General features: G+C 60.4%; 15 protein-coding genes and 15 pseudogenes. 15 read left to right on the top strand and 15 right to left on the bottom strand.

The annotated features are described in order from the left end of the window. Nucleotides 1–5 precede the first annotated feature (5 nt). The 4 pseudogenes from EIO60_RS03010 to EIO60_RS02995 all read right to left on the bottom strand — a co-directional run. Nucleotides 6–1224: pseudogene (locus EIO60_RS03010) on the bottom strand (FliI/YscN family ATPase); the annotation flags it as partial. Beyond that, nucleotides 1224–1662 (bottom strand): annotated as a pseudogene (locus EIO60_RS03005) (FliH/SctL family protein). The pseudogenes EIO60_RS03005 and EIO60_RS03010, both read right to left, overlap by 1 nt. Further along, nucleotides 1655–2359: pseudogene (gene fliG, locus EIO60_RS03000) on the bottom strand (flagellar motor switch protein FliG); the annotation flags it as partial. The pseudogenes EIO60_RS03005 and fliG, both read right to left, overlap by 8 nt. Before the next feature lie 38 nt (nucleotides 2360–2397). After that, nucleotides 2398–2690, bottom strand: a pseudogene (locus tag EIO60_RS02995) (flagellar basal-body MS-ring/collar protein FliF); the annotation flags it as partial. 258 nt (nucleotides 2691–2948) lie between these two features. Between EIO60_RS02995 and EIO60_RS02990 the strand changes: the two are divergent. Further along, entirely contained in the window at nucleotides 2949–3194 is a 246-nt protein-coding gene (locus EIO60_RS02990; RefSeq protein WP_258575876.1) for a hypothetical protein, read from the top strand. Nucleotides 3195–3245: 51 nt separating this feature from the next. Here EIO60_RS02990 and EIO60_RS02985 read toward each other — a convergent pair whose 3' ends face one another. Beyond that, entirely contained in the window at nucleotides 3246–3368 is a 123-nt protein-coding gene (locus EIO60_RS02985) for a hypothetical protein (RefSeq protein WP_258575875.1), read from the bottom strand. Between the two features lie 351 nt (nucleotides 3369–3719). On the opposite strand from EIO60_RS02985, the pseudogene EIO60_RS02980 reads away from it, so the two are divergent. Then, nucleotides 3720–3996, top strand: a pseudogene (locus EIO60_RS02980) (hypothetical protein). A gap of 27 nt (nucleotides 3997–4023) precedes the next feature. Here the strand turns inward: EIO60_RS02980 and EIO60_RS02975 are convergent. Both EIO60_RS02975 and EIO60_RS02970 read right to left on the bottom strand, forming a co-directional pair. Beyond that, nucleotides 4024–4263, bottom strand: a complete 240-nt coding sequence (locus EIO60_RS02975; protein WP_258575874.1) for a DinI-like family protein — start codon at nucleotides 4261–4263, stop codon at nucleotides 4024–4026. A gap of 325 nt (nucleotides 4264–4588) precedes the next feature. Further along, entirely contained in the window at nucleotides 4589–4897 is a 309-nt protein-coding gene (locus EIO60_RS02970; RefSeq protein ID WP_374058107.1) for a DUF6388 family protein, read from the bottom strand. Between the two features lie 218 nt (nucleotides 4898–5115). Here EIO60_RS02970 and yedD point away from each other — a divergent pair, with 218 nt between their 5' ends. The 8 genes and pseudogenes from yedD to EIO60_RS02930 form a co-directional block, all read left to right on the top strand. Beyond that, a complete protein-coding gene (gene yedD / locus EIO60_RS02965) occupies nucleotides 5116–5592 on the top strand; it encodes a lipoprotein YedD (protein WP_258575873.1) in 477 nt (158 codons plus the stop codon). 38 nt (nucleotides 5593–5630) lie between these two features. After that, nucleotides 5631–6007 (top strand): annotated as a pseudogene (locus EIO60_RS17065) (flagellin N-terminal helical domain-containing protein); the annotation flags it as partial. Nucleotides 6008–6127: 120 nt separating this feature from the next. After that, on the top strand, nucleotides 6128–6298 hold the full coding sequence (locus EIO60_RS17060; protein WP_258576071.1) for a hypothetical protein: 171 nt from the start codon (nucleotides 6128–6130) through the stop codon (nucleotides 6296–6298). 138 nt (nucleotides 6299–6436) lie between these two features. After that, nucleotides 6437–6697, top strand: coding sequence for a flagellin (locus EIO60_RS17055; protein WP_258575872.1), 261 nt, complete (start codon nucleotides 6437–6439; stop codon nucleotides 6695–6697). Then, a pseudogene (locus tag EIO60_RS02945) lies at nucleotides 6669–7277 on the top strand (HNH endonuclease); the annotation flags it as partial. The gene EIO60_RS17055 and the pseudogene EIO60_RS02945, both read left to right, overlap by 29 nt. A gap of 128 nt (nucleotides 7278–7405) precedes the next feature. Next, a pseudogene (locus tag EIO60_RS02940) lies at nucleotides 7406–7573 on the top strand (cystine ABC transporter substrate-binding protein); the annotation flags it as partial. A gap of 14 nt (nucleotides 7574–7587) precedes the next feature. Beyond that, nucleotides 7588–7890 (top strand): annotated as a pseudogene (locus EIO60_RS02935) (ATP-binding cassette domain-containing protein); the annotation flags it as partial. A gap of 12 nt (nucleotides 7891–7902) precedes the next feature. Next, a pseudogene (locus EIO60_RS02930) lies at nucleotides 7903–8706 on the top strand (acyltransferase family protein); the annotation flags it as partial. Between the two features lie 134 nt (nucleotides 8707–8840). On the opposite strand, the gene mfd reads toward EIO60_RS02930, so the two are convergent. Both mfd and EIO60_RS02920 read right to left on the bottom strand, forming a co-directional pair. Then, on the bottom strand, nucleotides 8841–12284 hold the full coding sequence (gene mfd, locus EIO60_RS02925) for a transcription-repair coupling factor (RefSeq protein ID WP_258575871.1): 3444 nt from the start codon (nucleotides 12282–12284) through the stop codon (nucleotides 8841–8843). 106 nt (nucleotides 12285–12390) lie between these two features. After that, nucleotides 12391–12597, bottom strand: a complete 207-nt coding sequence (locus tag EIO60_RS02920) for a hypothetical protein (RefSeq protein WP_258575870.1) — start codon at nucleotides 12595–12597, stop codon at nucleotides 12391–12393. A 226-nt stretch (nucleotides 12598–12823) separates the two neighbouring features. On the opposite strand from EIO60_RS02920, the gene lolC reads away from it, so the two are divergent. From lolC to cobB, 4 genes are all read left to right on the top strand, one after another. After that, nucleotides 12824–14023, top strand: a complete 1200-nt coding sequence (gene lolC, locus EIO60_RS02915) for a lipoprotein-releasing ABC transporter permease subunit LolC (protein WP_258575869.1) — start codon at nucleotides 12824–12826, stop codon at nucleotides 14021–14023. After that, nucleotides 14016–14720 carry a lipoprotein-releasing ABC transporter ATP-binding protein LolD gene (lolD, locus tag EIO60_RS02910; protein ID WP_258575868.1) on the top strand — a complete coding sequence of 235 codons (705 nt, stop codon included), beginning with the start codon at nucleotides 14016–14018 and terminating at the stop codon, nucleotides 14718–14720. Before lolC ends, lolD begins: the two co-directional genes overlap by 8 nt. Further along, a complete protein-coding gene (gene lolE, locus EIO60_RS02905) occupies nucleotides 14720–15964 on the top strand; it encodes a lipoprotein-releasing ABC transporter permease subunit LolE (protein ID WP_258575867.1) in 1245 nt (414 codons plus the stop codon). Before lolD ends, lolE begins: the two co-directional genes overlap by 1 nt. A gap of 79 nt (nucleotides 15965–16043) precedes the next feature. Further along, nucleotides 16044–16877: a Sir2 family NAD+-dependent deacetylase gene (gene cobB, locus EIO60_RS02900; RefSeq protein ID WP_258575866.1), complete on the top strand. Its 834-nt coding sequence runs from the start codon at nucleotides 16044–16046 to the stop codon at nucleotides 16875–16877. Between the two features lie 84 nt (nucleotides 16878–16961). Here the strand turns inward: cobB and EIO60_RS02895 are convergent. The 3 pseudogenes from EIO60_RS02895 to EIO60_RS02885 all read right to left on the bottom strand — a co-directional run. Continuing rightward, nucleotides 16962–17873 (bottom strand): annotated as a pseudogene (locus tag EIO60_RS02895) (extracellular solute-binding protein). A gap of 10 nt (nucleotides 17874–17883) precedes the next feature. Further along, nucleotides 17884–18299: pseudogene (locus EIO60_RS02890) on the bottom strand (ABC transporter permease subunit); the annotation flags it as partial. Then, nucleotides 18279–18773, bottom strand: a pseudogene (locus EIO60_RS02885) (ATP-binding cassette domain-containing protein); the annotation flags it as partial. The pseudogenes EIO60_RS02890 and EIO60_RS02885, both read right to left, overlap by 21 nt. A 62-nt stretch (nucleotides 18774–18835) precedes the next feature. Between EIO60_RS02885 and pepT the strand changes: the two are divergent. After that, nucleotides 18836–20068 (top strand): annotated as a pseudogene (gene pepT / locus EIO60_RS02880) (peptidase T). 188 nt (nucleotides 20069–20256) lie between these two features. On the opposite strand, the pseudogene EIO60_RS02875 reads toward pepT, so the two are convergent. The 3 genes and pseudogenes from EIO60_RS02875 to phoP form a co-directional block, all read right to left on the bottom strand. Continuing rightward, nucleotides 20257–21322 (bottom strand): annotated as a pseudogene (locus tag EIO60_RS02875) (ribosomal protein uL16 3-hydroxylase). Nucleotides 21323–21379: 57 nt separating this feature from the next. Then, on the bottom strand, nucleotides 21380–22840 hold the full coding sequence (gene phoQ / locus EIO60_RS02870; RefSeq protein ID WP_258575865.1) for a two-component system sensor histidine kinase PhoQ: 1461 nt from the start codon (nucleotides 22838–22840) through the stop codon (nucleotides 21380–21382). Continuing rightward, nucleotides 22840–23508 (bottom strand): two-component system response regulator PhoP, encoded by a 669-nt coding sequence (gene phoP, locus EIO60_RS02865; protein ID WP_258575864.1) that lies wholly within the window; start codon nucleotides 23506–23508, stop codon nucleotides 22840–22842. The genes phoQ and phoP overlap by 1 nt, the downstream gene beginning before the upstream one ends. Between the last annotated feature and the right edge of the window lie 6 nt (nucleotides 23509–23514).

The following is a 23514-nucleotide window of genomic DNA, read 5'->3' as shown; positions in this document are numbered from 1 at the left end:
GGTTAGAGGCGGATCGCCTTGTCGAGCATCGGATCGCCGCCGGCGTCATAGGCGCCGACGCTCACCAGGTCGCGGTTGCGCTGGAAGCTGGAGAGCAGCTGTTTAAACTGGCGCACCCGCGCGTAGTGATCCTCATCGATAAGCGCGGTCATGGCGCGGCTGATCGAGGCTTAGATATCTATGGGCGGATAGTGGCCCGCTTCCGCCAGGCGGCGCGACAGCAAGATATGGCCGTCAAGAATGGCGCGCGCCGAGTCGGCGACAGGATCCTGCTGAGCGTCCCCTTCGGTGAGCACGGTATAGAAGGCGGTGATCGAACCGCAGCCGTGCGTGCCGTTGCCGGCACGCTCCAACAGCGCCGGCAGCTTGGCGAACACCGACGGGGGATAGCCTTTGATGGCCGGAGGCTCGCCGATGGCCAGCGCGATCTCGCGCTGCGCCATGGCGTAGCGCGTCAGGGAGTCCATGATCAGCAGCACATGCTGGCCGCGATCGCGAAAATCTTTGGCGATGCGCGTGGCGTAGGCGGCGCCCTGCATACGCAGCAGCGACGAGACGTCGGCCGGCGCGGCGATCACCACTGACTGAGAGCGCACGGCCCTCGGCGCCAAGAATGTTTTCGATAAAGTCTTTTACTTCGCGGCCACGCTTGCCGATCAACCCGACCATGATGACGTCCGCCTGGGTATAGCGCGCCATCATGCCGAGCAGCACGCTTTTACCGACGCCGGAGCCGGCGAACAGGCCCATACGCTGGCCGCGCCCGACGGTGAGCAGGGCGTTGATGGCGCACACGCCGGTATCGAGCACGTCGGTGATCGGCGTGCGCTGCAGCGGGTTAAAGGACGGAGTGATCAGCGGCGCGCGGTAGCCGGTATCGGGCAAGGGCAGGCCGTCGAGCACGCGGCCCAGCAGCTCAGGACCGAGCAGTAGCTGTTTGCCGCTATGGCCGCTGTCGCGCGCATAGACGCGCGCGCCGGGCAGAATGCCGTCGACCTCTTCCAGCGGCATCAGAAACACTTCGTTTTCGACTTCGGTCAGTTTTTTGCCGTCGTTGCGTTCAATCACGCAGGTGGCGCCGAGCGGCAGCTGCAGGTCGGTCGCCTCCAGCACCAGACCGGTGGCGCGCGTCAAGCGGCCGTAGCGGTGCACTGGCTGCACCTGCGCGATGCGGGTTTCAAAGGCGTCCAGCGCGCCGAGCCAGCGGGAAAGGCGTGAGGTCATTAAAACTCTCCCGGCGCGGCAAGACGGCACAGCTCCTGCCAGCGCGTCGCCACGCTGGTGTCGAGGTCGCCATCTTCAGTGCTCAGCTTGCAGCCGACCGGATGCAGGGTGCTGTCGGCCAGCAGCTGCTGGATCTGGCGCAGCAGGGCACTGCCGTCCATCGTGGTCGCTTGGCCGATCACCTGACGCGCTGCTTCCAGCGCCAGCGGCATCAGGCGCGAGGCGATAACGCTGTCGAGCGCCTCCAGCGAGTGCTGGAACTCTGTCACCAGCTGCTGCATGCGCGCCTGTAACGGCGCCTACTGCTGCAGGCGTTCAAACTGCAGCAGCTGCTCGTCCACTTCTGAGGCGAACAGCTCCGGCTCCGGCTCCATTGATACGGCCTAAATCCTCAGGCTGCCAGAGCTGCCAGGGGCGAGCGGACAAGGCATCAGACACAGGTTTCCTCGCTGACGCCAATCACCATCTCGCCCGATTCCGCCAGACGGCGCACGATAAGCAGGATGGCTTTCCGTTCGTTTTCCACTGCCGACATACGTACCGGACCGCGGTTGGCGAGGTCGTCGCGCAGGATATCGGCAGCGCGCGCCGACATGTTCTTGAGGAACTTCTCGCGCACCGGCTGCTCGGACTCCACTTCCTGCAGCAGACGCTGGATGCTGCGGTCGTCCACGTCCACCAGGTTTTCGAACAGGAACATTGCGTCGATGATCTTCTGTGCCAGCTCGCCGTCGAAGTCGCGTACCGCTTCGATAACCGCTTCTTCCTGCTGCGTTTTCATCAGGTTGATGATCTCGGCCGCGGTTCTCACGCCGCCCATCTTCGCGCGCTTGAGGTTGGTGCCGTCCAGCAGGTTGTTGAGCACTTCGGTCAGCTCCGCCAGCGCCGCCGAAGGTGGCGATACGCAGCGCATCACGTCGTGACGCAGGCGCTCGTCGAACAGTGCCAGGATATCCGCTGCTTGGCCACGCTTGAGGTGCACCAGGATAGTGGCGATGATTTGCGGATGCTCGTCGCGGATAAGGTCGGCAGCGGCCTGCGGCTCCATAAAGTTGAGTGTTTCCATCTTGCTGGTGGTTTCGCGAGATTCAAGAATACCCTCCAGCAGGCTGGCGGCGCGCTCTTCGCCGATGGTCATCATCAGGATGGCGCTTTTTTCAGTTCCGGTCAGACTCATAGCTCTTTACTCATCCATTCATTCGCGGATAACCAGCACGACGACGCGCGGCTCGTTTTCGGACATATCGCGGACGCGCTGGCTCATCGCCTCGGCGCTCATGCGGTTGTTAGACTTACGCTCTACGTCCTGCTCATCTTTGCTGAGCTGCACGCTGTAGGCTTCTTCCTCTTGTGCGGCGACGGCGTGCTGCGCTGCGGCTTCCATGGTCGCTTTTTCCGTTTCGCGTTTACGCGTCAGCTGCGGACGCACCCATTTTGCGGTAGAGGATGAAGGCGACCAGCGCGATCGATCCGGCCGCGTCGGCGGATCCCGCCGCTGCACAACTTGCGGAGCAGCCTGCGCCGGCAGATGCCGCAGCCCGCCCAGGTGGATATATCGACTGCCGTACTGCTCGATGAGCGGCCCGCGCCGCCCGATACCTCAGCCGCCGTGCAGTCTGAAGAGCAGACCGGTACCGATCGAGCCCTCCATCGCGATGCAGAACTCGGAACCCGCAGCGCCTGATGCTGCTTCAGCCGACCCGCAGTCCCAGACGCAGGTATCCGTGTCGGATACCGCTGTCGGGCAGGCGAGCGAGCGGGCTGCTGACGATGCTGCTCAGCCTCAGCAGCCTGCCGCCAGCAGCGAGGCGCCAGCGCCGTCCTCCCCATCCGTTCACACGGAACAAAACGAATTCAGCGCAGGCGTGAAAGATTTCAACACCGCGTTTGATTTCGTGCAGCAGGGTCTCGCGCATCTGGGCGCGGCAGCGAAAGAGGAGCTGTTTACCCTGGCGGGTAAATACCTGTAGCGGAGTCGGGCAATGGCCAGCCAAAAGGGGGCCGCAGCGTCCCCTGTTTTATCAGAAGATGATGGTGCTTTTGGCGGGGTCGGCGTTGTGGTGCAGCCTGAAGCGGATGGTCATCGACAGATTTTTTGTTGGCTTGTTGAGTTCATAGCGCCACTGGCTGACGGCCGCGATCACATAGGGTTCGAAAACCCGCGCGGCTCCGACTGCACAATACGCATTTCGCTTACCTTGCCCGCTTTACCGACGTCAAAGCAAACTTCACGTAGCCCTCAATTTGATGGCGCTAGGCGCGGCGATGAGGCGTAGGCGGAAAGCAGCAGCGAAGCGACAAGCAGAAGGGATTTTTTCATTTTAACGTCCTGTTAAAACTGCAAAAGAGCGCAAAGCATAACGCGTATTCATGTCAACCGTGACCGCGCGCAAGCCGCGTCTTCCGACAATTCTGAAGGCCGCTTCATTACTCTCCGCTACGTTTAAATAGTGATGCGAGATATTTATTGGTTAAAACAGCAAAAGGAAAAACGGATGAGTGATTCAGCGGAAACGAAAAGCAAAACTGACTACCTGCGCGATGTGACCTCGCAGCTGAAAGAGATGCGCCACTACGCGCAGACCAATACCGAAACGCTCTCCAGCCACTGGCTCGCCTTCGACGCGGGCGAATACAAGGATCAAGAATTTGCCGGGCGCATCGACTCGCTGCTGAATAAACAGGGCACGCTGCTGGATGACGCTGGATGACCTAGACGCCGTGATTCAGGATATGGAAACCGCCATCAACCACAGCGAGCAGGAAAAATAATCCTGCTCTGCCCGGTGGCCGTCGCGTTTAGTCGGCCACCAGCCACATTTCCGCCTCGTCGAACATCTCTTCAATAATGCGCGCCACCGTGGCCTTGTCGTTTTTGCTCAGATCGGTCTCAATGGCGTTGTGCTCCATCGGCTTCACGCGCACTTCGATATCGGGAAAAACGCGCTGCACGCGCTTCACCAGCTCCTGCAAAATAATCTCGCGCGCGCCAGGCAGGCCGGCGACGTTACGCTTATCGTAAATCAATTCCACAAACATACAGGGATTCCATACAGGGAAGAAATTCGCTGGCACATCATACTGTAAATAAAACCAGTGACAAGCGACTTAGCCGTCTCGCCGCTAATTTTTACGGGATGGCGCGCAGCTCGGGCAGGGTAACAGGCGGTAAAAAGGGGAAAACCAAACCTCTGGAGGTGGAAATCCAGCAACACCTCCAGAGGCGGTGCAAACGCACCATTCGTTCAAGGACAATTACAACCCCGACCCCGAAGTCGTAGAGTAAATTTATATATAAGTTTTGCGAAATTGTACAATTTTTATCCTAGCTTTTCTTACTGGTTGGAGGTGTTGCAATGCGGTGTCAGAGTTCGTTCTTGGTACAGAACTCTTCCCAGCTCATACCCAGCGAGGCGGTATGGGACTTGAGGTAGCTCTCAATCGCCTCCACGGAGACTGCTTTGTCCGGCTCGGCGAGCTGGATCGAGAAGATCATGCCGTCGAGATTTTTCTGGCGCAAAAAGGCGGCGTAGATGCGTTCGGCGTGCCATTCGCGCTGCTGGCGCAGCGACATGTTCGCATGACGGGCGTCGCTTTCCATCAGTTCATCCAGCGCGGCCTGAAAGTCTGGATGTGCGGTAAAGAACATCTCGCGCGCCTGCGCATACATCATAATAGGATTCTGGCGTTTTCATAGGGGTTCCTGAAAATTCACTACGGTTGTGCAGCGCGTCAGTGTAACGCACCCGTCAGCCCTTGTCAGGCGATCGAGCACTGCCACAGAGAGCAGAAAAATGCGGCGCGCGCCAGCCTACCGGACGCAGAGCGCTTGCGGAGTGCGGGCGAAAAATTATAACGTAGCCGTCATTGAAGTGATCTCAGGGATTAACGATGAAAAAGTGGATGCTGACGGCCGTGCTGGCGCTGGCCGGTTGTGCGCAAATCAACAGCTATGAGGATGCGGTACAGACGCCGGCGCCCGCCAGCCTGCAGGGCAACTGGCAAACCAGCGGCGCGCAGAGCGGATTACGCAGCGAACAGGCGATGGGCAGCCTGATTGTGAACGCCGACGGCAGCACGCTTGACTGCCGCCAGTGGATGCGCGTGAGCGCCAAGCCGGGTAAGCTGACGCTGCTGAGCGGCGATTACGTCAACGTTAACCGCCAGTCGCGCGTGATGCCGCTGACGCTGGAGGGGGGCGAACTGCGTTACGACGGTCTGAGGCTGCGCAAGGTGGATCGCCCGACGGTCGAGTGCCAGCAAGCGCTGGACGAGGTGGCGAAGCAGCCGAGCACGGCGGTGATCCAGAATATCGAGCCGGAACTGCTGAAGTCGGCCATTACCCAGGCCAACGAGCAGAAGCCGTAGCGCTGAGCCGCCTTATTCCGCCGTCGCGGCGGAATAAGACGTCGTGCATCAACGGCCTGACCCAGGCTGCACGTAACGCCAACGACGGTATCTCTGCTGCGCAGACTACTGAAGGTGCGCTGTCAGAAATCAACAACAACCTGCAGCGTGTACGTGAACTGACTGTTCAGGCGCAGAACGGCACCAACTCTGATTCTGACCTGTCATCTATCCAGGACGAAATCAAATCTCGTCTGGACGAAATCGACCGCGTATCTGGTCATACTCGGTTCAACGGCGTGAACGTACTGGCTAAAGACGGCAAAATGTCTATCCAGGTTGGCGCGAACGATGGCCAGACCATCGACATCGACCTGAAAAAAATCGACTCTTCTACTCTGGTCTGGGCCTGAAAGGTTTTTCTGTTTCTTCTAACGCCCTGAAACTGAGCGACTCTATCACTCAGGTTGGTGCAAGCGGCTCACTGCAAGACGTTGACCTGTCAGCGGTTGCTACCGGTCTGGGCGTTGACGCCAGCTCTCTGACGCTGTACAACGTGCAGGACTCTACCGGTGCTGCGACCTCTACCTACGTTGTATCTTCTGGCAATGACGACTACGCGATGTCAATCGATGACGCTACCGGTGCGGTTTCTCTGAACACCACCGACGCGACCTACGATGACACCACTAACGGCGTAACCGACGGCGCAATGGGCGACACGTGAAGTGGGCGCTGGTTCAACTGCTACGTTACCGTTCAGGGCAAAGATTAAACCACTGCTACCACTGCTATCGCTAACGGCGGCGCAACCGGTACTAAAGATATCGCATCTGTCGATACCTTCCGTTCAAGCCTAGGTGCGGTGCAGAACCGTCTGGACGCTGCTATCACCAACCTGAACAACACCACGACTAACCTGTCTGAAGCACAGTCTCGTATTCAGAATGCTGACTACGCGACCGAAGTTTCAAATATGTCTAAAGCGCAGATCATCCAGCAGGCAGGTAACTCCGTGCTGGCGAAAGCGAACTTTTTATGGGCGCAGCCTGAATCGCCTGCCCGTTACAGATTAACCCCCTCAGCACCTCTTACGTCCGCTAGCGGATCTGCTGTTTATCTCTGACTACAACGAGCGCAAAAACTACCTGCGCCGCTTCGAGCACTATCTGAAGACGCAGTAGCACTTTGCCTATTTTCGCCGCCGTAGCGACACGCAGCGCGATACGCTCTGGCAGGTAGTGGGGGAGAGCCGCGTCGATCAGCTGACGCTGATGCGCGAGGAGAACGACGAGGCGTACTGGCAGCTGTTCGATGCGCAGTCTCCCCCCTGTTTTCCGCTGTCGCGCCGCATTCAGTTTATTGTGGTGCTCAGCACGCCGCAGCATAAGGTGCCGACGGTAATGATGGCGGGAACGGAAGTGGGACGGCGCGTCAGGGTCAGCTTCCTGCAGCACGCCAGCCAGGCGGAGTTTCTCGCGGCGGTCAGGGCGTGCTACGGCGGCTGCGTGATGACCGGCACGCGCCTCACCGATCGCCACAGCTGGCCCTGGGGCGAGGCGTGCCATATCGACACGCGCGAGAACGAGGAGGGCGGGCTGGTAGACAACAGTGTGGACAACGGCCTGTTCTTGTGCAGTGACCTGCAGCGGCTGTTTATCAATGGACTGATAAGCATCGATGGTGACGGCGCGCCGGCGTTATTTGCTTATCATCCTTCGGTCTGCTCAGCGCCAGAGAAAACGTTTATACTTCGCACATTACTAAATCCGCACCGGGCGCGGCTGCCGCCGCGTCCGACAACACACATCACATACTAAAAAATGGGGTAATTATGATTCTTTCTCGTGTCGGTCGCCATCTGGCGATGAGCGTGATGGCGGTGGCGCTGATTGCCGGCGTGAACCTCAAGACGCACGCAGCGGAAAGCCTGCTGGCCAAAGTCAAAGACAAAGGCGAGCTGCGCGTCGGGCTGGAGGGCACCTATCCGCCGTTCAGCTTCTAGGGCGAAAATAGGTTGGCGATATCACCATCGACGCCAGGCTGGCGCAGACGCGGCAGAAAGAGCAGGTGCGTCAGCAGGTAGGCTTTGTCTTCCAGAACTTTAACCTGCTCCCGCATCGCTCGGTGCTGGAGAACATCATTGAAGGGCCGGTGATCTTCAAAGGCGAGCTAAAAGCGGAGGTCGAGGCTCGCGCCCGCGCGCTGGCGATGCGTCTGCAGGTGATCCTGTTCGACGAGCCGACCTCGGCGCTCGATCCAGAGCTGGTGGGCGAGGTGCTCAACACCATTCGCGCTCTGGCGCAGGAGAAGTGCACTCATGGTGCTCGTTACTATTTTGTTTTGCGAGGCTTTGTTCAGTGGTGGTCGATCGTCGGCATCTCAACTGAAATCACCGGCCAGCGTATTTCTCAGAACCTGAACCCCGCCTACGCCGTTTCGCTATTTGAATTTCTCAAGCTGACCTTTATGGCGATGAGCACCTCCTGGTATCTCTACGGGCTGGGCTTACATTTCCTCTGTACCAAAATTTTCCGGCAGTATAAAGTGGCCCTTCTGGTCGCTGCGGTAGTGCTTAATTATCTGGCCGCGGAAAATATTATTCCATTCCGGGGACCTCAAAGCGTGGCGCAATATTATCTGTTTTTCCTGCTGGGGGTGTTCTGGAGTTCAACCATGTTGCGCCTGAGCGAATGGCGGCATGAAAATGTCGCGCCCTGGGCGCTGCTTGCGGCGCTGGCGGGAGTACACGCCATCTTCGTCCTCGATAAGAGCCTGTTTATGTACGTGCTGGCGTTGCTGGCCAGCGTGGCGGCCTGCCGCTGGCTCAACCAGTGCTTCAGCATGCGCTGTATGAACTGGATCGGGCGCAATACGCTGCAGATTTACATTATTATTCACTGCATCGTTATCGAGTTCTTCGGCATGTCGGTCATCTTGTTCGCGCAGCGCAACCATCTGTTCGAGCAGGCTTGGTTCTTGTGGCTGTAGGCCTGTTTCTAACCGCTGGCGATCGTCGGTATCTGCTCGCTTTGTTCGGTGGCGGTGTGGTCGGTCACAAACCGCGGGCTGGGACAGTCGCTGTTTATGTTCCCGACGCTGATTGGCATCAAGCACACCCGCTCGGTGGCATAAAAAAAGCCCCACCGCGGTGGGGCTGGCTTAGCGCGCCGTCGGAGGCGCAATTTCCGGCGGCCTGCGCCGTGCGGGCAAGCCGGCGGAAAAACCCGCGGCGGGGCAAACGGGCACCGTCGCGGGTTTTGCCCTCTTTATACGCGGTTTTCCCGCAGCTGATTCATAAACTCCTGCACCCACTCCATACGTAGCTTGCGCTCGCTGAGATCGCGCGTGACGCGCAGCCGCGTCGGACCGTCCAGCTTCCACTGCTGCGGATCCTTCTGCAGCAGGCTAATCAGCCAGCCGGGATCGACGCTGTTCTGCGACGCAAAGTCAAAGAAGCCGCCCTTGTCGCTGATCTCGATTTTGCGGATGCCGAGGCTGCGCGCCACCAGTCGCAGCATGGCGATATCTAGCAGGTTGCGCGCCGCGTCCGGCAGCACACCGAAGCGGTCGATCATCTCTACCTTCAGCTCCTGCAGCTCCTCCTCGCTGTCGGCGCTGGCGATGCGCTTATAGAGCGACAGGCGCGTATTGATGTCGGGGATAAAGTCGTCCGGTAGCAGGGCGAGCATGCGCAGCTCGATTTCGGTCTGATTGCTGGTGAGATCCTCTAGCGACGACTCGCGCCCCGCCTTCAGCGCCTCTACTGCATTCTCCAGCAGCTCCATATAGAGCGAGAAGCCCAGCGTCTCCATCTGACCGCTCTGCTCTTCGCCCAGCAGCTCGCCCGCGCCGCGGATCTCCAGATCGTGGGTCGCCAGCGCAAAGCCCGCCCCGAGATCCTCCAGCGAGGCGATCGCCTCTAGCCGCTTCTGCGCATCGGGAGTCATCGCCTTCGGGTGCGGCGTCAGCAGCCAGGCGTAGGCCTGATGATGCGACCGTCCGACGCGGCCGCGCAGCTGGTGCAGCTGCGCCAGGCCGAAGTGATCGGCTCGCTCGATGATAATGGTGTTGGCGGTCGAGATATCGATGCCGGTTTCAATGATGGTGCTGCAGACCAGCACGTTGAAGCGCTGATGATGGAAGTCGTTCATCACCCGTTCAAGGTCGCGCTCGCGCATCTGGCCGTGGCCGATGGCGATGCGCGCTTCCGGCACCAGCTCGGTGAGACGCTGCGCCGCCTTCTCAATATTATCCACGTCGTTGTAGAGATAGTAGACTTGGCCGCCGCGCAGAACTTCGCGCAGGATCGCCTCGCGCACCACCATGTTGTCGTACTCGCACACAAAGGTCTTGACCGCTAGGCGCCGCGCCGGCGGCGTGGCGATAATCGACAGATCGCGCATGCCGCTCATCGCCATATTCAGGGTGCGCGGGATCGGCGTGGCGGTCAGCGTCAGGATATCGACGTCGGCGCGCATCGCCTTGATGCGCTCTTTGTGACGCACGCCGAAGCGGTGCTCCTCATCGACGATCAGCAGGCCCAGATCGCGCCATTTCAGATCGCTCATCAGTAGCTTGTGGGTGCCGATCAGTATATCGATTTTGTCTTCGCTTGCCTCCTGCAGCACCTGCGCCTGCTCTTTGGCGCTGCGGAAGCGCGACAGCATCTCAATGCGTACCGGCCAGTTGGCGAAGCGGTCGCGGAAGTTGTCGTAGTGCTGCTGCGCCAGCAGCGTAGTCGGCACCAGCACCGCCACCTGCTTGTGGTTCTCTACCGCGAGAAACGCTGCGCGCATCGCCACTTCGGTTTTGCCGAAGCCGACATCGCCGCACACCAGGCGATCCATCGCCAGCGGCTGACACATGTCGCTCAGCACGGCGTTGATCGCCTGCGCCTGATCCGGCGTGGTTTCAAACGGGAAGCTCTCGCAGAACAGCTGATACTGTTCGCGGTTGTGCTTAAAGGCGTAGCCTGCCTTCGCTGCACGCTGGGCGTAGATATCGAGCAGCTCGGCGGCAACGTCGCGCACCTTCTGCGCCGCTTTCTGCCGCGCGCGCGACCAGGCGTCGCTGCCCAGCTTGTGCAGCGGGGCGTTTTCGTCCGCACCGCCGGCGTAGCGGCTGATCAGGTGCAGCGACGACACCGGCACGTAGAGTTTGGCGTCGTTGGCGTAGGAGAGCATCAGATACTCCGCCTTGATGCCGCCCACCTCCAGCGTGGTCAGGCCGATATAGCGGCCGACGCCGTGCTCCAGATGTACCACCGGTTGACCGGGCGTCAGCTCCGCCAGGTTGCGAATCAGAATATCGGGATTAATGGTGTGGCGCGTATCCTGGCGACGGCGGCTGACGCGCTCGCCCAGCAGGTCGCTTTCGCAGATCAGTGCGCGGTCGCGCAGAGTATCGACAAAGCCGCGCTCGCTGGCGCCGATCATTAGCGTAAAGCGCGCGTCGTTCGCCTCATCGAAGCGCTGGATCGGCTGCGGACGCAGCTTGATGCGCGCCAGCAGCTCCTGCAGGCTCTCGCGGCGGCCTTCGCTTTCGACCGAGAAGGTCACCTGGCCGCTGAAGCCGTCGAGGAACTGACGCAGCGGATCGAGCGGCGCTTTGGCCTGCGCCTGGATCGCCATGTCCGGCAAAGGCTGATAGCCGAGGTTGGTGTTGGCGGCTTTCTCCGGCAGCGCCTCGTTGCTCATCTGCATGCGCGGCCAGCGGTTCAGTTCGCTCGACAGCGCGTCGGGGCGCAGCCACAGCGTGGTGGGGGTCACTAGCGGGCGCATCGGATCGACGCGACGGTTCTCATAGCGCGCCTCGACGTTCTGCCAGAAGCGCTCGGCGCTGCCGTTCAGGTCGCCGCAGTTCACAATCAGCGTATTGTCGGGCAGATAGCTGAACAGCGTCGGCAGATCCTGCTCGAAAAAGAGCGGCTGCCAGTATTCGATACCGGCGGGCAGGGTGCCTTTACTCACCTGCTGATAGATATGCTCCGGCTCGCGGCGCACGTCGAACAGCTCGCGCCAGCGGGTGCGGAACAGCTCGATCGCCGCCTTGTCGGTGGGAAATTCATGGGCTGGCAGCAGATTGATCGCCGGTACCGCCTCCAGCGTGCGCTGGCTGTCGACGTCGAACAGCCGCAGGCTGTCGATCTCGTCGTCGAAGAAGTCGATGCGGTAGGGCTGCTCGCTGCCCATCGGAAAGAGATCGAGCAGCGCGCCGCGCGTGGCGTATTCGCCATGCTCCATCACCTGACCGACGTGGCGGTAGCCCGCCTGCTCCAGCTGCTCGCGCAGGCGATCGCGCGACAGCTTTTGCCCCTGCTTCATCACCAGCGCATGGCCATCCAGAAAGGAGTGCGGGCAGACGCGCTGCATCAGGGTATTCACCGGCATAATCAGCATGCCACGCGCCATGGTCGGCAGCTGGTAGAGCGTCAACAGGCGCGCCGAGATAATATCTTGATGCGGCGAAAAGCTGTCATAGGACAGCGTTTCCCAGTTGGCCAGATGGCTGACGGGCTGGTCGGTGAACTGGCGGATTTCATCCAGCAAACGCAGCGCGGTTTGCATATCCGGGGTAATCATCAGCACCGGACCGGCGTAGCGCTCGGTAATGCTGGCGCATTCCACCGCGTGCGCGGCGCCGATCAGCTGGCCGAGCTGGCGACGATCGCCAGGTTTAGCGGGCAGGGCATAGCGGGTCTGTTCGGACATGGGATCTTCTGGTTCTCTCCATTTTTTCCAGAGCGCCATGATTCCACATTACGCCCTGGCGATCACCTGCTGCGACGGTTTTTCCTTTGCTCGGTGGCCGAGTTAGTTATTTAGCGGAAGGCTGGGAGTGCATGCGCGGGCGATCAACATTCGCCCAGCACTGGTCTTTTCCCAGATGGTAGCTGTGGTTGCCGTCGTCCCATTTGACGTAGTAGCCGGTCGGCGCATCTCCCTGATCGAAAACGTTCACAATCTCACCCTTAGTCTCGCCCGATTTATGCTTCACGATACTGCCTTTGGGATATCTGAACATGATATTGACTCCTGCGCCCATCAGGCACGGTTTTGACTCCCCTTATCGTGTAGCCTACCCGCACGGCTGGCGATGAAACATCCAGTCCGTCGCTGCGGGCACGCGTTTTGCGAAAAATCGGCTACACTATGCCGTTTACTCAGAGGGTTAGAAGAGGTTTCATAAACCGGACGGCTCCTTTATCATCACTGGTCTACTTTTACAGGCAACTGTCAAGACGGAATACATGTATCAACCTGTCGCGCTATTTATCGGCCTGCGCTATATGCGCGGGCGAGCATCGGATCGCTTTGGTCGCTTCGTTTCCTGGCTCTCCACTATCGGCATCATGCTTGGCGTGCTGGCCCTAGTCATGGTGCTCTCCGTGATGAACGGCTTCGAGCGCGAGCTGGAGGGCAATATCCTGGGATTAATGCCGCAGGCGCTAGTCACCAGCGACAAGGGCAGTATCAATCCACAGCAGCAGCCCGCCAGCAGCCTTAAGCTGGCGGGCGTCAGCCGCGTGGCGCCGCTCACCACCGCCGACGTGGTGCTACAGAGCGCCCACAACGTCTCGGTCGGCGTGATGCTGGGCATCCAGCCGGACGAAAAGGATCCCCTTACACCCTATCTGGTCAACACGCCACAGAGTGTGCTGCAGTCGGGCCAGTACAACGTCATCCTCGGCGAGCAGCTGGCGACGCAGCTTGGCGTCAAGCGCGGCGACCAGCTGCGCTTGATGGTGCCGTCGGCCAGCCAGTTCACCCCGATGGGGCGCATGCCGAGCCAGCGTCTCTTTACCGTGGTGGGCACCTACGCCGCCAACAGCGAGGTGGACAGCTGTCAGATTCTGGTCAATCAGCAGGACGCCTCGCGCCTGATGCGCTATCCGGTGGGCAACGTCACCGGCTGGCGCCTGTGGCTAGATAAGCCGCTGGAGGTCGATACGCTGAGCCAGCAGTCGCTGCCGGCGGGGCTGGTGTGGAAAGACTGGCGCGAGCGCAAAGGCGATCTCTTCCAGGCGGTGCGCATGGAGAAGAACATGATGGGGCTGCTGCTCAGCCTGATCATCGCCGTCGCCGCCTTTAATATCATCACCTCGCTCGGCCTGCTGATCATGGATAAGCAGGGCGAAGTGGCGATTCTGCAAACCCAGGGGCTGACGCGCCGCCAGATTGTCGCGGTGTTTATGGTGCAGGGCGCCAGCGCCGGCATTATCGGCGCGCTACTAGGCACACTGCTGGGCGTGCTACTCGCCAGCCAGCTAAACAATCTGATGCCGGTTATCGGCCTGTTTCTCGACGGCGCGGCGCTGCCGGTGGATATCAACCTCTGGCAGGTGGTGACCATCGCCGTCACGGCGATGGCCGTAGCGCTACTGTCGACGCTTTATCCCTCCTGGCGCGCCGCCGCCGTTCAACCCGCTGAGGCTTTACGTTATGAGTAACACCCCTTTGTTGCAGTGTCGCAACCTGTGCAAACGCTATCAGGAAGGCAGCGTGCAGACCGATGTGCTGCGCAACGTCTCTTTTAGCCTGCAGCCCGGCGAGCTAGTGGCGATTGTCGGCAGCTCTGGCTCCGGTAAGAGTACCCTGCTGCACCTGCTGGGCGGACTGGACGCGCCGACCGCCGGCGACGTAGTGTTTGACGGCCAGTCGCTGAACGCCATGTCCTCCTCGGCCAAAGCGGCGTTGCGCAACCGCGAGCTGGGCTTTATCTATCAGTTCCACCACCTGCTGCCGGACTTCAACGCGCTGGAGAACTTGGCGATGCCACTGCTAATCGGCAAAAGCAACAAGGCAGAGGCCCAGCAGCGCGCGCGCGAAATGCTGGCGGCGGTCGGGCTGGAGAAGCGCGCCCATCATCGCCCATCGGAGCTATCGGGCGGCGAGCGCCAGCGCGTCTCGATCGCCCGCGCGCTGGTGAACCGGCCGCGCCTGGTGATGGCGGACGAGCCGACCGGCAACCTTGACGCGCGCAACGCCGACGCCATCTTCGAGCTGCTGGGCGAGCTGAACGTCCGGCAGGGCACCGCCTTTCTGGTGGTGACGCACGATCTGCAGCTGGCGAAACGGCTGTCGCGCCAGATGGAGATGCACGACGGGAAGTTGAACGAGCAGGTGACCTTAGCAGGAGCGCTGTGATGGGTTCGTCGTTATCCCTGTTATTAGCGCTTCGCTTCAGCCGCTGCTGCCGTCGCGGCGGTATGGTATCGCTGATTTCTATTATCTCCACCCTCGGTATCGCGCTGGGCGTGGCGGTGCTGATTATCGGCCTCAGTGCCATGAACGGCTTCGAGCGCGAGCTGAATAACCGTATTCTGGCGGTGGTGCCGCACGGCGAAATCGAGACGGTGAAGCAGCCGTTCCGCAACTGGCAGTCGCTGTTAGCCCCTGTGGAGCAGGTGCCGGGCATCGCCGCCGCCACGCCCTACGTCAACTTCACCGGCCTGATCGAGAGCGGCGCGAAGCTGCAGGCGCTGCAGGTCAAGGGGGTCGATCCGGCGCAGGAGCCGCGCCTCAGCGCGCTGCCGCAGTTCGTGGAGGGCGACGGCTGGAAAAACTTCGCCGCCGGCCAGCAGCAGATCATTTTAGGCGGCGGCATCGCCCGCGTGCTGAACGTCAAGCAGGGCAGCTGGATCACCGTACTTATTCCCAACAACGACAGCGGCACGAAGCTGCTGCAGCCAAAGCGCATTCGCCTGCAGGTGAGCGGCATTCTGCAGCTGAGCGGCATGCTAGACCACAGTCTGGCGTTGGTGCCGCTGGCGGACGCGCAACGCTATCTCGATATGGGTGACAGTGTCACGGGTATCGCCCTGAAGATGACGGCTCCCTTCCAGGCGGTGAAGCTGGTGCGCGACGCGGGCGAGGCGACGCACGGCTACGTCTATATCCGCAGCTGGATCGGCACCTTTGGCTATATGTACCGCGATATTCAGATGATCCGCGCCATTATGTATCTGGCGATGGTGCTGGTGATTGGCGTAGCCTGTTTTAATATCGTCTCGACGCTGGTAATGGCGGTGAAGGACAAGAGCAGCGATATTGCGGTGCTGCGCACGCTGGGGGCGAAATACGGGCTGATCCGCGCCATCTTTATCTGGTACGGCCTGCTGGCGGGACTGCTCGGCAGCGTCAGCGGCGTGGCGATCGGCGTGCTGGTGGCGTTCAATCTCACCACGCTGGTGCGCGGACTGGAATCGCTGACCGGCCATCATTTGCTGGCGGGCGACATCTACTTTATCGACTTTTTGCCCTCGGAGCTGCACTGGCTGGACGTCGGCTCCGTGCTGCTGACCGCCATCGTGCTCAGCCTGCTGGCGAGCTGGTATCCGGCGCGGCGCGCCAACCGCATTGATCCGGCGCGCGTGCTGAGCGGTCAGTAAACAACGGCATCGCGTTGTCATACGCGGCCGCTACACTTGAGCTTTACGGGTGGATTGGTGCCGCCCACAAGGAGTTTTTATGCGCACACCGCGTCGACGCTTACGACTCGCTCGCTACAAGAAGACCCGCCGCAAGGTGCATCAGCGTTTCCGCCAGCGCATTTTTGAGCGCGACCGCCAGGCCGAACTGGCGGTCCACCCACAGCCGTTTGTGGTGGTGCTGACCGGCGCAGGCATCTCGGCCGAATCAGGCATTCAGACCTTCCGCGCCACTGACGGCCTGTGGGAGGATTACCGGGTAGAGGATGTGGCGACGCCGGAAGGCTACCGCCGCAATCCCGAGCTGGTGCAGCGCTTCTATAACGCGCGCCGCCATCTCCTGCAGTCGCCGGCGATCCAGCCCAACGACGCCCACCGGGCGCTGGCAGAGCTGGAGCAGGTGCTGGGCGACAACTTTCTGCTGGTGACGCAGAATATCGACAACCTGCACGAGCGCGCGGGCAACAGCCGCGTGCTGCATATGCACGGCGAGCTGCTCAAGGCGCGCTGCACCGGCAGCGGGCAGGTGATTGCGTGGAGTGGGGATCTCACCACCGAGGATCGCTGCACCTGCTGTCAGTTTTCGGCGCTGCTGCGTCCGCATGTGGTGTGGTTTGGGGAGATGCCCATCGGCATGGAGGAGATTTACCACGCGCTGGATCAGGCGGATCTCTTTATCGCCATCGGCACGTCAGGGCATGTCTATCCGGCGGCGGGTTTTGTGCATGAGGCGAAGCTGCAGGGCGCGCATACCGTGGAGCTGAATCTGGAGCCTAGCCAAGTAGGCAACGAGTTCGCCGAGCACCACTACGGGCTGGCAAGCGAGGAAGTGCCGCGTTTTGTGGATGGGTTTTTGCGTAGTTTGTATAATTAACTGTTTTTTTTAAAACAGACCGCACACATGCCAATAAGCGGGTAGCACCTGTACAACAAAAGGCGGCCTGGCCGCCTTTTTTAATTACCGACCCGCCTTTAACTTCTGGAACAGTGTCTCATACAGCACCGCTGTCGTCGCCAACGTCGTTCTGCCATTCGCCGTTCTTGATCACCTCGTCCGGCGGATAGAGCGACGCATCATTCGCTACCGCTTTCGGCAGCAGCGCCTTCGCCGCCAGGTTCGGCGTCGGGTAGCCGATGGTTTCCGCGACCTTCGCCGTGACATCGGGATGCAGCAGGAAGTTAATCAGCTTCAGCGCGCCCGCCTTGTTTTTCGCGTTGGCCGGGATCGCCAGGTTATCCATCCTGAAAATGCCGCCTTCCTTTGGTCACACCATCTCCAGCGGCGTGCCCGCCTGGCGCGCCACGTAAGCAGAGCCGTTCCAGATCATGCCGAGATTCACTTCCCCTTCCATATAGGGATTGGCGAGGTTATCGGAGTTAAAGGTGAGCACGTTCGGCATCAGCTTCTTCAGCTCTTCATCGGCGGCGTTGATCTCTTTCGGATCGCGGATATTGCCGGAGAGGTCCAGCTCTGCACCGATTTGGCGTCGATCGCCGTCGCCCCACAGATATAGGGGATGGAATAGTCGTTGTTCGGGTCTAACGGCTTATTCAGCAGGTTCGGATCGAGATTCTTGAAGTTGCTGAGCTGCGCCTTGTCGATCTTCTGCAGCATGTCCTCATTGCGCATTCTGGCGACGAAGTAGGTTGACGGCACCACCAGATCGTAGGCGCCGTCTTTCCATGTCTTCAGCTTGGCGTACATGCTCTCATTGGACTCATAGGTGGAGTAGATCACCTTGATGCCGGTCTCTTTGGTGAACTGCTCCAGCAGACCCGGCGGCACATACTCGGTCCAATTATAGAAGTAGAGCGTATTGCTGTCATCCGCCTGTGCCCCAGCCGATAGCTAGTGAGACCACTTTTTCATCATCAATCCTCTATTTGGTTTTATCTCGGAGCAACAGCTGGCTGACGCCCACCACCAGCAGCAATAGCAGCAGCAAAAATGGTCGCCAGCGTATTCACCTCCAGCGAGACGCCCACCTTGATCATGGAATAGATCTTCAGCGGCAGAATTTCAAACGTCGGCCCGGTGACGAACGAGGAGACCACCACCTCATCTATCGACAGGGTAAAGCTCAGCAGCCAGCCCGCCGCCACCGCCGGCATCGCCAGGGGCAGAATGATTTTGCGCAGAATGGTGGTTTCGCTGGCGCCCAGATCCTTCGCCTCCTCCAGCATGCGCACGTCGAAGCCCTTCAGCCGCGAATAGACGGTGATCACCACAAAGGGCAGGCAAGAAGGTGATGTGCGAAAAGAGTAGCGACCAGAAGCCGAGCGAGATGCCCAGCAGCCGGTTCTTCGGCTCTTCGTAAATTTCGCGCGGCGTGCCGTCCTGCTCGATTTTGCCGTCGCGCATTACCACAATGCGGTCCGACATGGTCAGCGCCTCTTCCTGATCGTGGGTAACAAAAACAAAGGTGATGCCGAGCTTGCGCTGTAGCGCCTTCAGCTCGTTCTGCATCTGCTTGCGCAGCTTGTAGTCAAGGGCGGAGAGTGACTCGTCTAGCAACAGCACTTTGGGGCGGTTCACTACCGTGCGCGCAATGGCGACACGCTGCTGCTGGCCGCTGGAGAGCTGGTGCGGGCGGCGATCGGCAAAGCTTTCCAGCTGCACCATCGCCAGCGCTTCGCTGACGCGCGCGGCAATCTCCGCGTTTGGGGTTTTCTGCATGAGCAGGCCGAAGGCGACGTTCTCGAACGCCGACATATGCGGAAAGAGGGCGTAGCTCTGGAACACGGTGTTGACGTGGCGGTGTTCGGCGGGGTGTCGGTGACATCGCGCTCATTCCGTACCATAACTGACGGCTTCTCTGGAAGAGATAGTATATGGATCAATTACTTGAACGTTTTTTTAAGTTACGTGGCTGTGGAAACGCAGGCGAAACCTCAGGCGCGTCAAGTGCCAGGCAGCGAAGGACAGTGGAGGCTGGCGCGTCAGCTGCAGGAGGAACTGACCGCGCTCGGCTTTGTCGACGTGTCGCTCAGCGACCACTGCTGCGTGATGGGCACGCTGCCCGCCAACGTCGACTGGCCGACACCAGTGATCGGCTTTATTTCCCATATGGATACCTCGCCCGACTTTACCGCAAAACACGTCAGCCCGCAGATTATTAAGAACTACCGCGGCGGCGATATTGCGCTCGGCACCGGCGAAGAGATCCTGTCGCCGGTGATGTTCCCGGTGTTGCATAATCTGATCGGCCACACCTTAATCACCACCGCGACGGCAAAACGCTGCTTGGCGCCGACGATAAGGCCGGGATCGCCGAGATCATGACGGCGATGGCGCGGCTGGGCAAAGGGGATATCCCGCATGGCGCCATCCGCGTCGCCTTTACGCCGGATGAAGAGATCGGGCGCGGCACCTCCTACTTCGACGTGGAAGGCTTCGTCGCCGACTGGGCCTACACCATCGACGGCAGCGATCTCGGCGAATTCGAGTATGAAAACTTCAACGCGGCGTCAGCGGTGGTGAAGATCGTCGGCAATAATGTGCATCCCGGCTCGGCGAAGGGGGTGATGGTGAACGCGCTGGAAGTGGCGACGGCGTTTCATGCCAAGGTGCCGGCCAAAGAGCGCCCGCAGTTTACCGACGGCTATGAGGGCTTCTACCATCTGCACCAGATCAAGGGTACGGTCGAGCACGCGGAACTGCAGTACATCATTCGCGATTTCGACACGACATCCTTTGAGCAACGCAAACAGGTGCTGACGGCCATCGCCGACCGCATCAACAGCGGGCTGCACAAGGATTGCTCCGTGACGGTGGAGAGCAGCAACAGCTACCGCAATATGCGTGAGAAGGTGGAGCCGCATCCGCACATTATCGATCTGGCGCTGCAGGCGATGCGCGACTGCGGCATTGAGCCGAAAGTGAAGCCGATTCGCGGCGACACCGACGGCTCGGCGCTCTCCTGGAAAGGGCTGCCGTGCCCGAACATCTTTACCGGCGGCTATAACTACCACGGCAAGCATGAGTTCGCTTCGCTCAATATTACGGCGCAGGCTGTGGATGTGATTGTGCGGCTGACGGCGCTGGCCGCCGAGAAAAAAGCGTAAAAAAACGCCTCCGTCAGGAGGCGCAGAGCTTACGCGGGTGGCGTGGTGCAAGCGCAAAGTCGCTAAACGCATCCCTGCTCGCTCAGCCCGCGCCTTCCCTGGAGCGGGACGCTTTGCTCTTCTGCTCCACGCTACCCCCGGGTTTTAGCTTTTGCGTCGTCTGGTGGCTCTACTCGGCGTCGCCGAAGTTACCAGTAGCCGGCGTTCACCAGCGCGGCGAGCTGCGCCAGCAGCGACGGGTCATCCAGCACCTTGCCGAAATCCGCTAGGCTCAGCGTGTGGCGATGCGCCAGTGCCTTTAGCACCTCCGGCTGCGAACACTCGACGCGCTCGCCGTTGACAAACACCGCGTCGCCGATGGTCAGCACGCGCAGGCCGCCGAGGCGCGCCAGGAGATCGCCCTGCTGCAGTGCATCGTAAATCTCGTCCGGCTGATAGGGCGGCTCCGGCGGCGCGATGTCCAGCTCGTGGCGCAACTAGGAGATAAACTCGCCGAACCAGTTGGCAAAGTGCTCAGGTTGGTCGATCACGTCGAGCATCACCTTGCGGATGCCCTCAATCTCCTGCGGCAGGATCTGCGACGGGCAGTCGCGCGTCGGCACCTCGGGATCGCTGTAGCGGTAGCTGTCCAGCTCGCGGCCGCTCGGCGCGCGAAAGCCTACTGAATAGTTGAGTGCATTCTCCAGCGAGTAGCCTTAATGCGGAAATTCCGGCGGAATATGAATATAGAGGATGTTGCCAGGCTCTATCTCTTCGTCGATGATGGCGTCGAACGGCTCGACCTGCAGCAGGTCGGGGTGTGGACAGTGCTGCTTCATCGGCACTTTTTTCGCCGACGCGCCAGCGATGACGGCTGGTGCCCTGAATAATAAAGACGTCGTACTGGTCAAAGTGCGGGCCGATGCCGCCGCCCGGCACGGCGAAGGAGATCATCAGATCGTCGATGCGCCAGCCGGGCAGAACGCGGAAGGGGCGCAGCAGCGCCGCTAACGCCTCGTGCCAGTTGCACTAGCAGCGACCAGTTGTTTTCGCCGAGATGGTCGTAGCTCTCGAAAGGACCGTGGCCCACCTGCCATTTGCCGTCGTTATGGCTGACCAGGCGGCTGTCCACCTCATTCTCCATCGCCACGCAGGCCAGCTCGTCAGGGGATATGGGATCGATAAAGTTTTTAAATCCGCGCTTCAGCAGTACCGGGCGTTTTGCCAGTAGCGCTGAATGAAGTCGGGCCAGTTAAGATCGAGCTGATAGTCCATACAAGGGTTCCACACAGGACTGTAAATGCAGGCAAGTATAACAGCCTGCGCGCCTTTCTACTCGCGGCGATGTTCGACTTCCTGACGGCGGAAGATCACTTCCATGCGCGCGCCGCCCAGCGGGCTGGATGAAGCGATTACCTGGCCCTCATACTGCTCCAGAATATCGACCACCACCGCCAGACCCAGCCCCTGTCCTGGGCGCAGCGTATCGGCGCGCTGGCCGCGCACGAAGACAAGGTCGCGCTTGCTTTCGGGAATGCCGGGGCCGTCGTCGTCGATAAACAGATGCAGCGCCTGGTCGGTCTGGCGCGCGCTGACCTCAATAAATTCCAGGCAGTATTTGCAGGCGTTATCCAGCACGTTGCCCAGCACCTCCATAAAGTCGTTTTTATCGCCGATAAAGGTCACTTCCGGCGAGACGTCCAGCGTGATCTCGACCCCTTTATGCTGGTAGACCTTATTGAGCGCGGAGCAGAGGCTGTCGAGCAGCACCGAGACCGGGTGGAGATCGCGCAGCAGCGGATTGTGATCCGCCTGCATGCTGGCGCGGTGCAGGTAGTAGCCGATCTGCTGCGAGATGCGGCTGATCTGCTCCAGCATCACCGGTTCGGCCTGCTCAATGGTGAGATCCTTGCCGTTGCGCAGCGAACGCAGCGTGCTTTGCAGCACCGCCAGCGGCGTTTTCAGGCTATGCGTCAGATCGGAGAGGGTGGTGCGGTAGCGGGTATATCGCTGGCGCTCGTTACTGAGCAGCAGGTTCAGGTTGCGCACCAGGCTGCGCAGCTCCTGCGGCGGCGCGTCGTCCAGATTTTCGCGCTGGCTGGTCTCCAGCTCGCGCACCTGCGTCGCCAGGTAGCCGATGGGGCGCAGGCTCCAGTGGGCCGCCAGCCACAGCAGCGGGATCACCAGAATCAGGTTGGCGGCCAGTACGTAGCTGAACCACGACCAGACGACGTCGGAGTGCTGCAGCTCCTGCGGAATAGAGTCCACCACCACGATGGTAAGCGCGGGCAGGTTGGTGGTGGCGTCGTAGCGGTTGACCGCGACGGAGTGGGTAAAGGTATCGTTATTGTTGTTATCGATGGCGTGCAGCCGCTGTTGCGCCGACAGGTTATTGCCGATCGCCGCGGCGCTGGTGCGGTTGCTGATGTCGATCTCGTAGAAATCGGGCTTCAGCAGCCACTCGGGGCGGATTTCGCTGCGTATCTCCGGCACGTCGCGCTGCTGCCACAGCAGCTTGCCCTGCTCGTCGTAGATAAACACCTGCGTCGGGAAGTTAAGCGTCATGCGCTCCGGCTGCGCGATGGTGAGGCGGTTGTTTTGCCACTGCGCCAGCGTAAAGAAGAGGTTGCTCTCGCCGCGCATTACGCGGTAGGTATTTTTGTCGAAGCTCACCACGTAGCCGATCACGGCCACCATGCCGTAGGAGAGCGACAGAAACAGCACGATAGCCGAGCACGCCAGTAAAAAGCGCGCGCGCAGCGAAAGAGGGCGGTAGCGGTTAAACCAGCGCATCAGAGATCGAAGCGATAGCCCTGACCGCGTACGGTTGTGATCACCTCATCAGCGTGCAGCGCCTGAATCTTTTTACGCAGTCGTCCCATCAGCACGTCGATGGTGTGGCTTTCGCGCAGTTCAGCGTCGGGATACAGCTGCAGCATCAGCGAGTCTTTGCTCACCACCTTGCCCGCGTTGCGGATCAGCGTTTCCACGATGGTGTACTCAAAGGCGGTCAGCTTGACCGGCTGGCCGTGAATGGTCAGCTCGCGGCGCGACAGATCGACCTGAAACGGCGCCATATCGATAATCTGCGAGGCGTGCCCGCTGTTGCGGCGCATCAACGCCTGCAGGCGCGCGGCGACCTCTTCAATATGGAACGGCTTGGTAACATAGTCATCGGCGCCCGCTTCCAGCGCTTCAACCTTGGCCTGCCAGCCTTCGCGCGCGGTGAGCACCAGAATCGGCTGGCGTACCGTCTGTGCGCGCCAGCGGCGGATCAGCGACATACCGTCTTCATCTGGCAGGCCGAGGTCGACCAGCGCGATATCGGGCAGATGCTCCTGCAAAAAGTAGTCGGCTTCCTTTGCGTCCTCGGCGGCGTCGACCTGATGGCCCATTTCGCGCAGCTGGACCGCAAGATGATGGCGCAGCAGAGCATTGTCTTCCACAACTAAAACACGCATGGCTTG

This window comes from Candidatus Pantoea persica (assembly GCF_013753875.1).
Classification (GTDB): Bacteria; Pseudomonadota; Gammaproteobacteria; order Enterobacterales; family Enterobacteriaceae; genus Pantoea; species Pantoea persica.
Note: the sequence above shows the minus strand (reverse complement) of the source record. Positions and strands in the feature narration are given on the sequence as shown.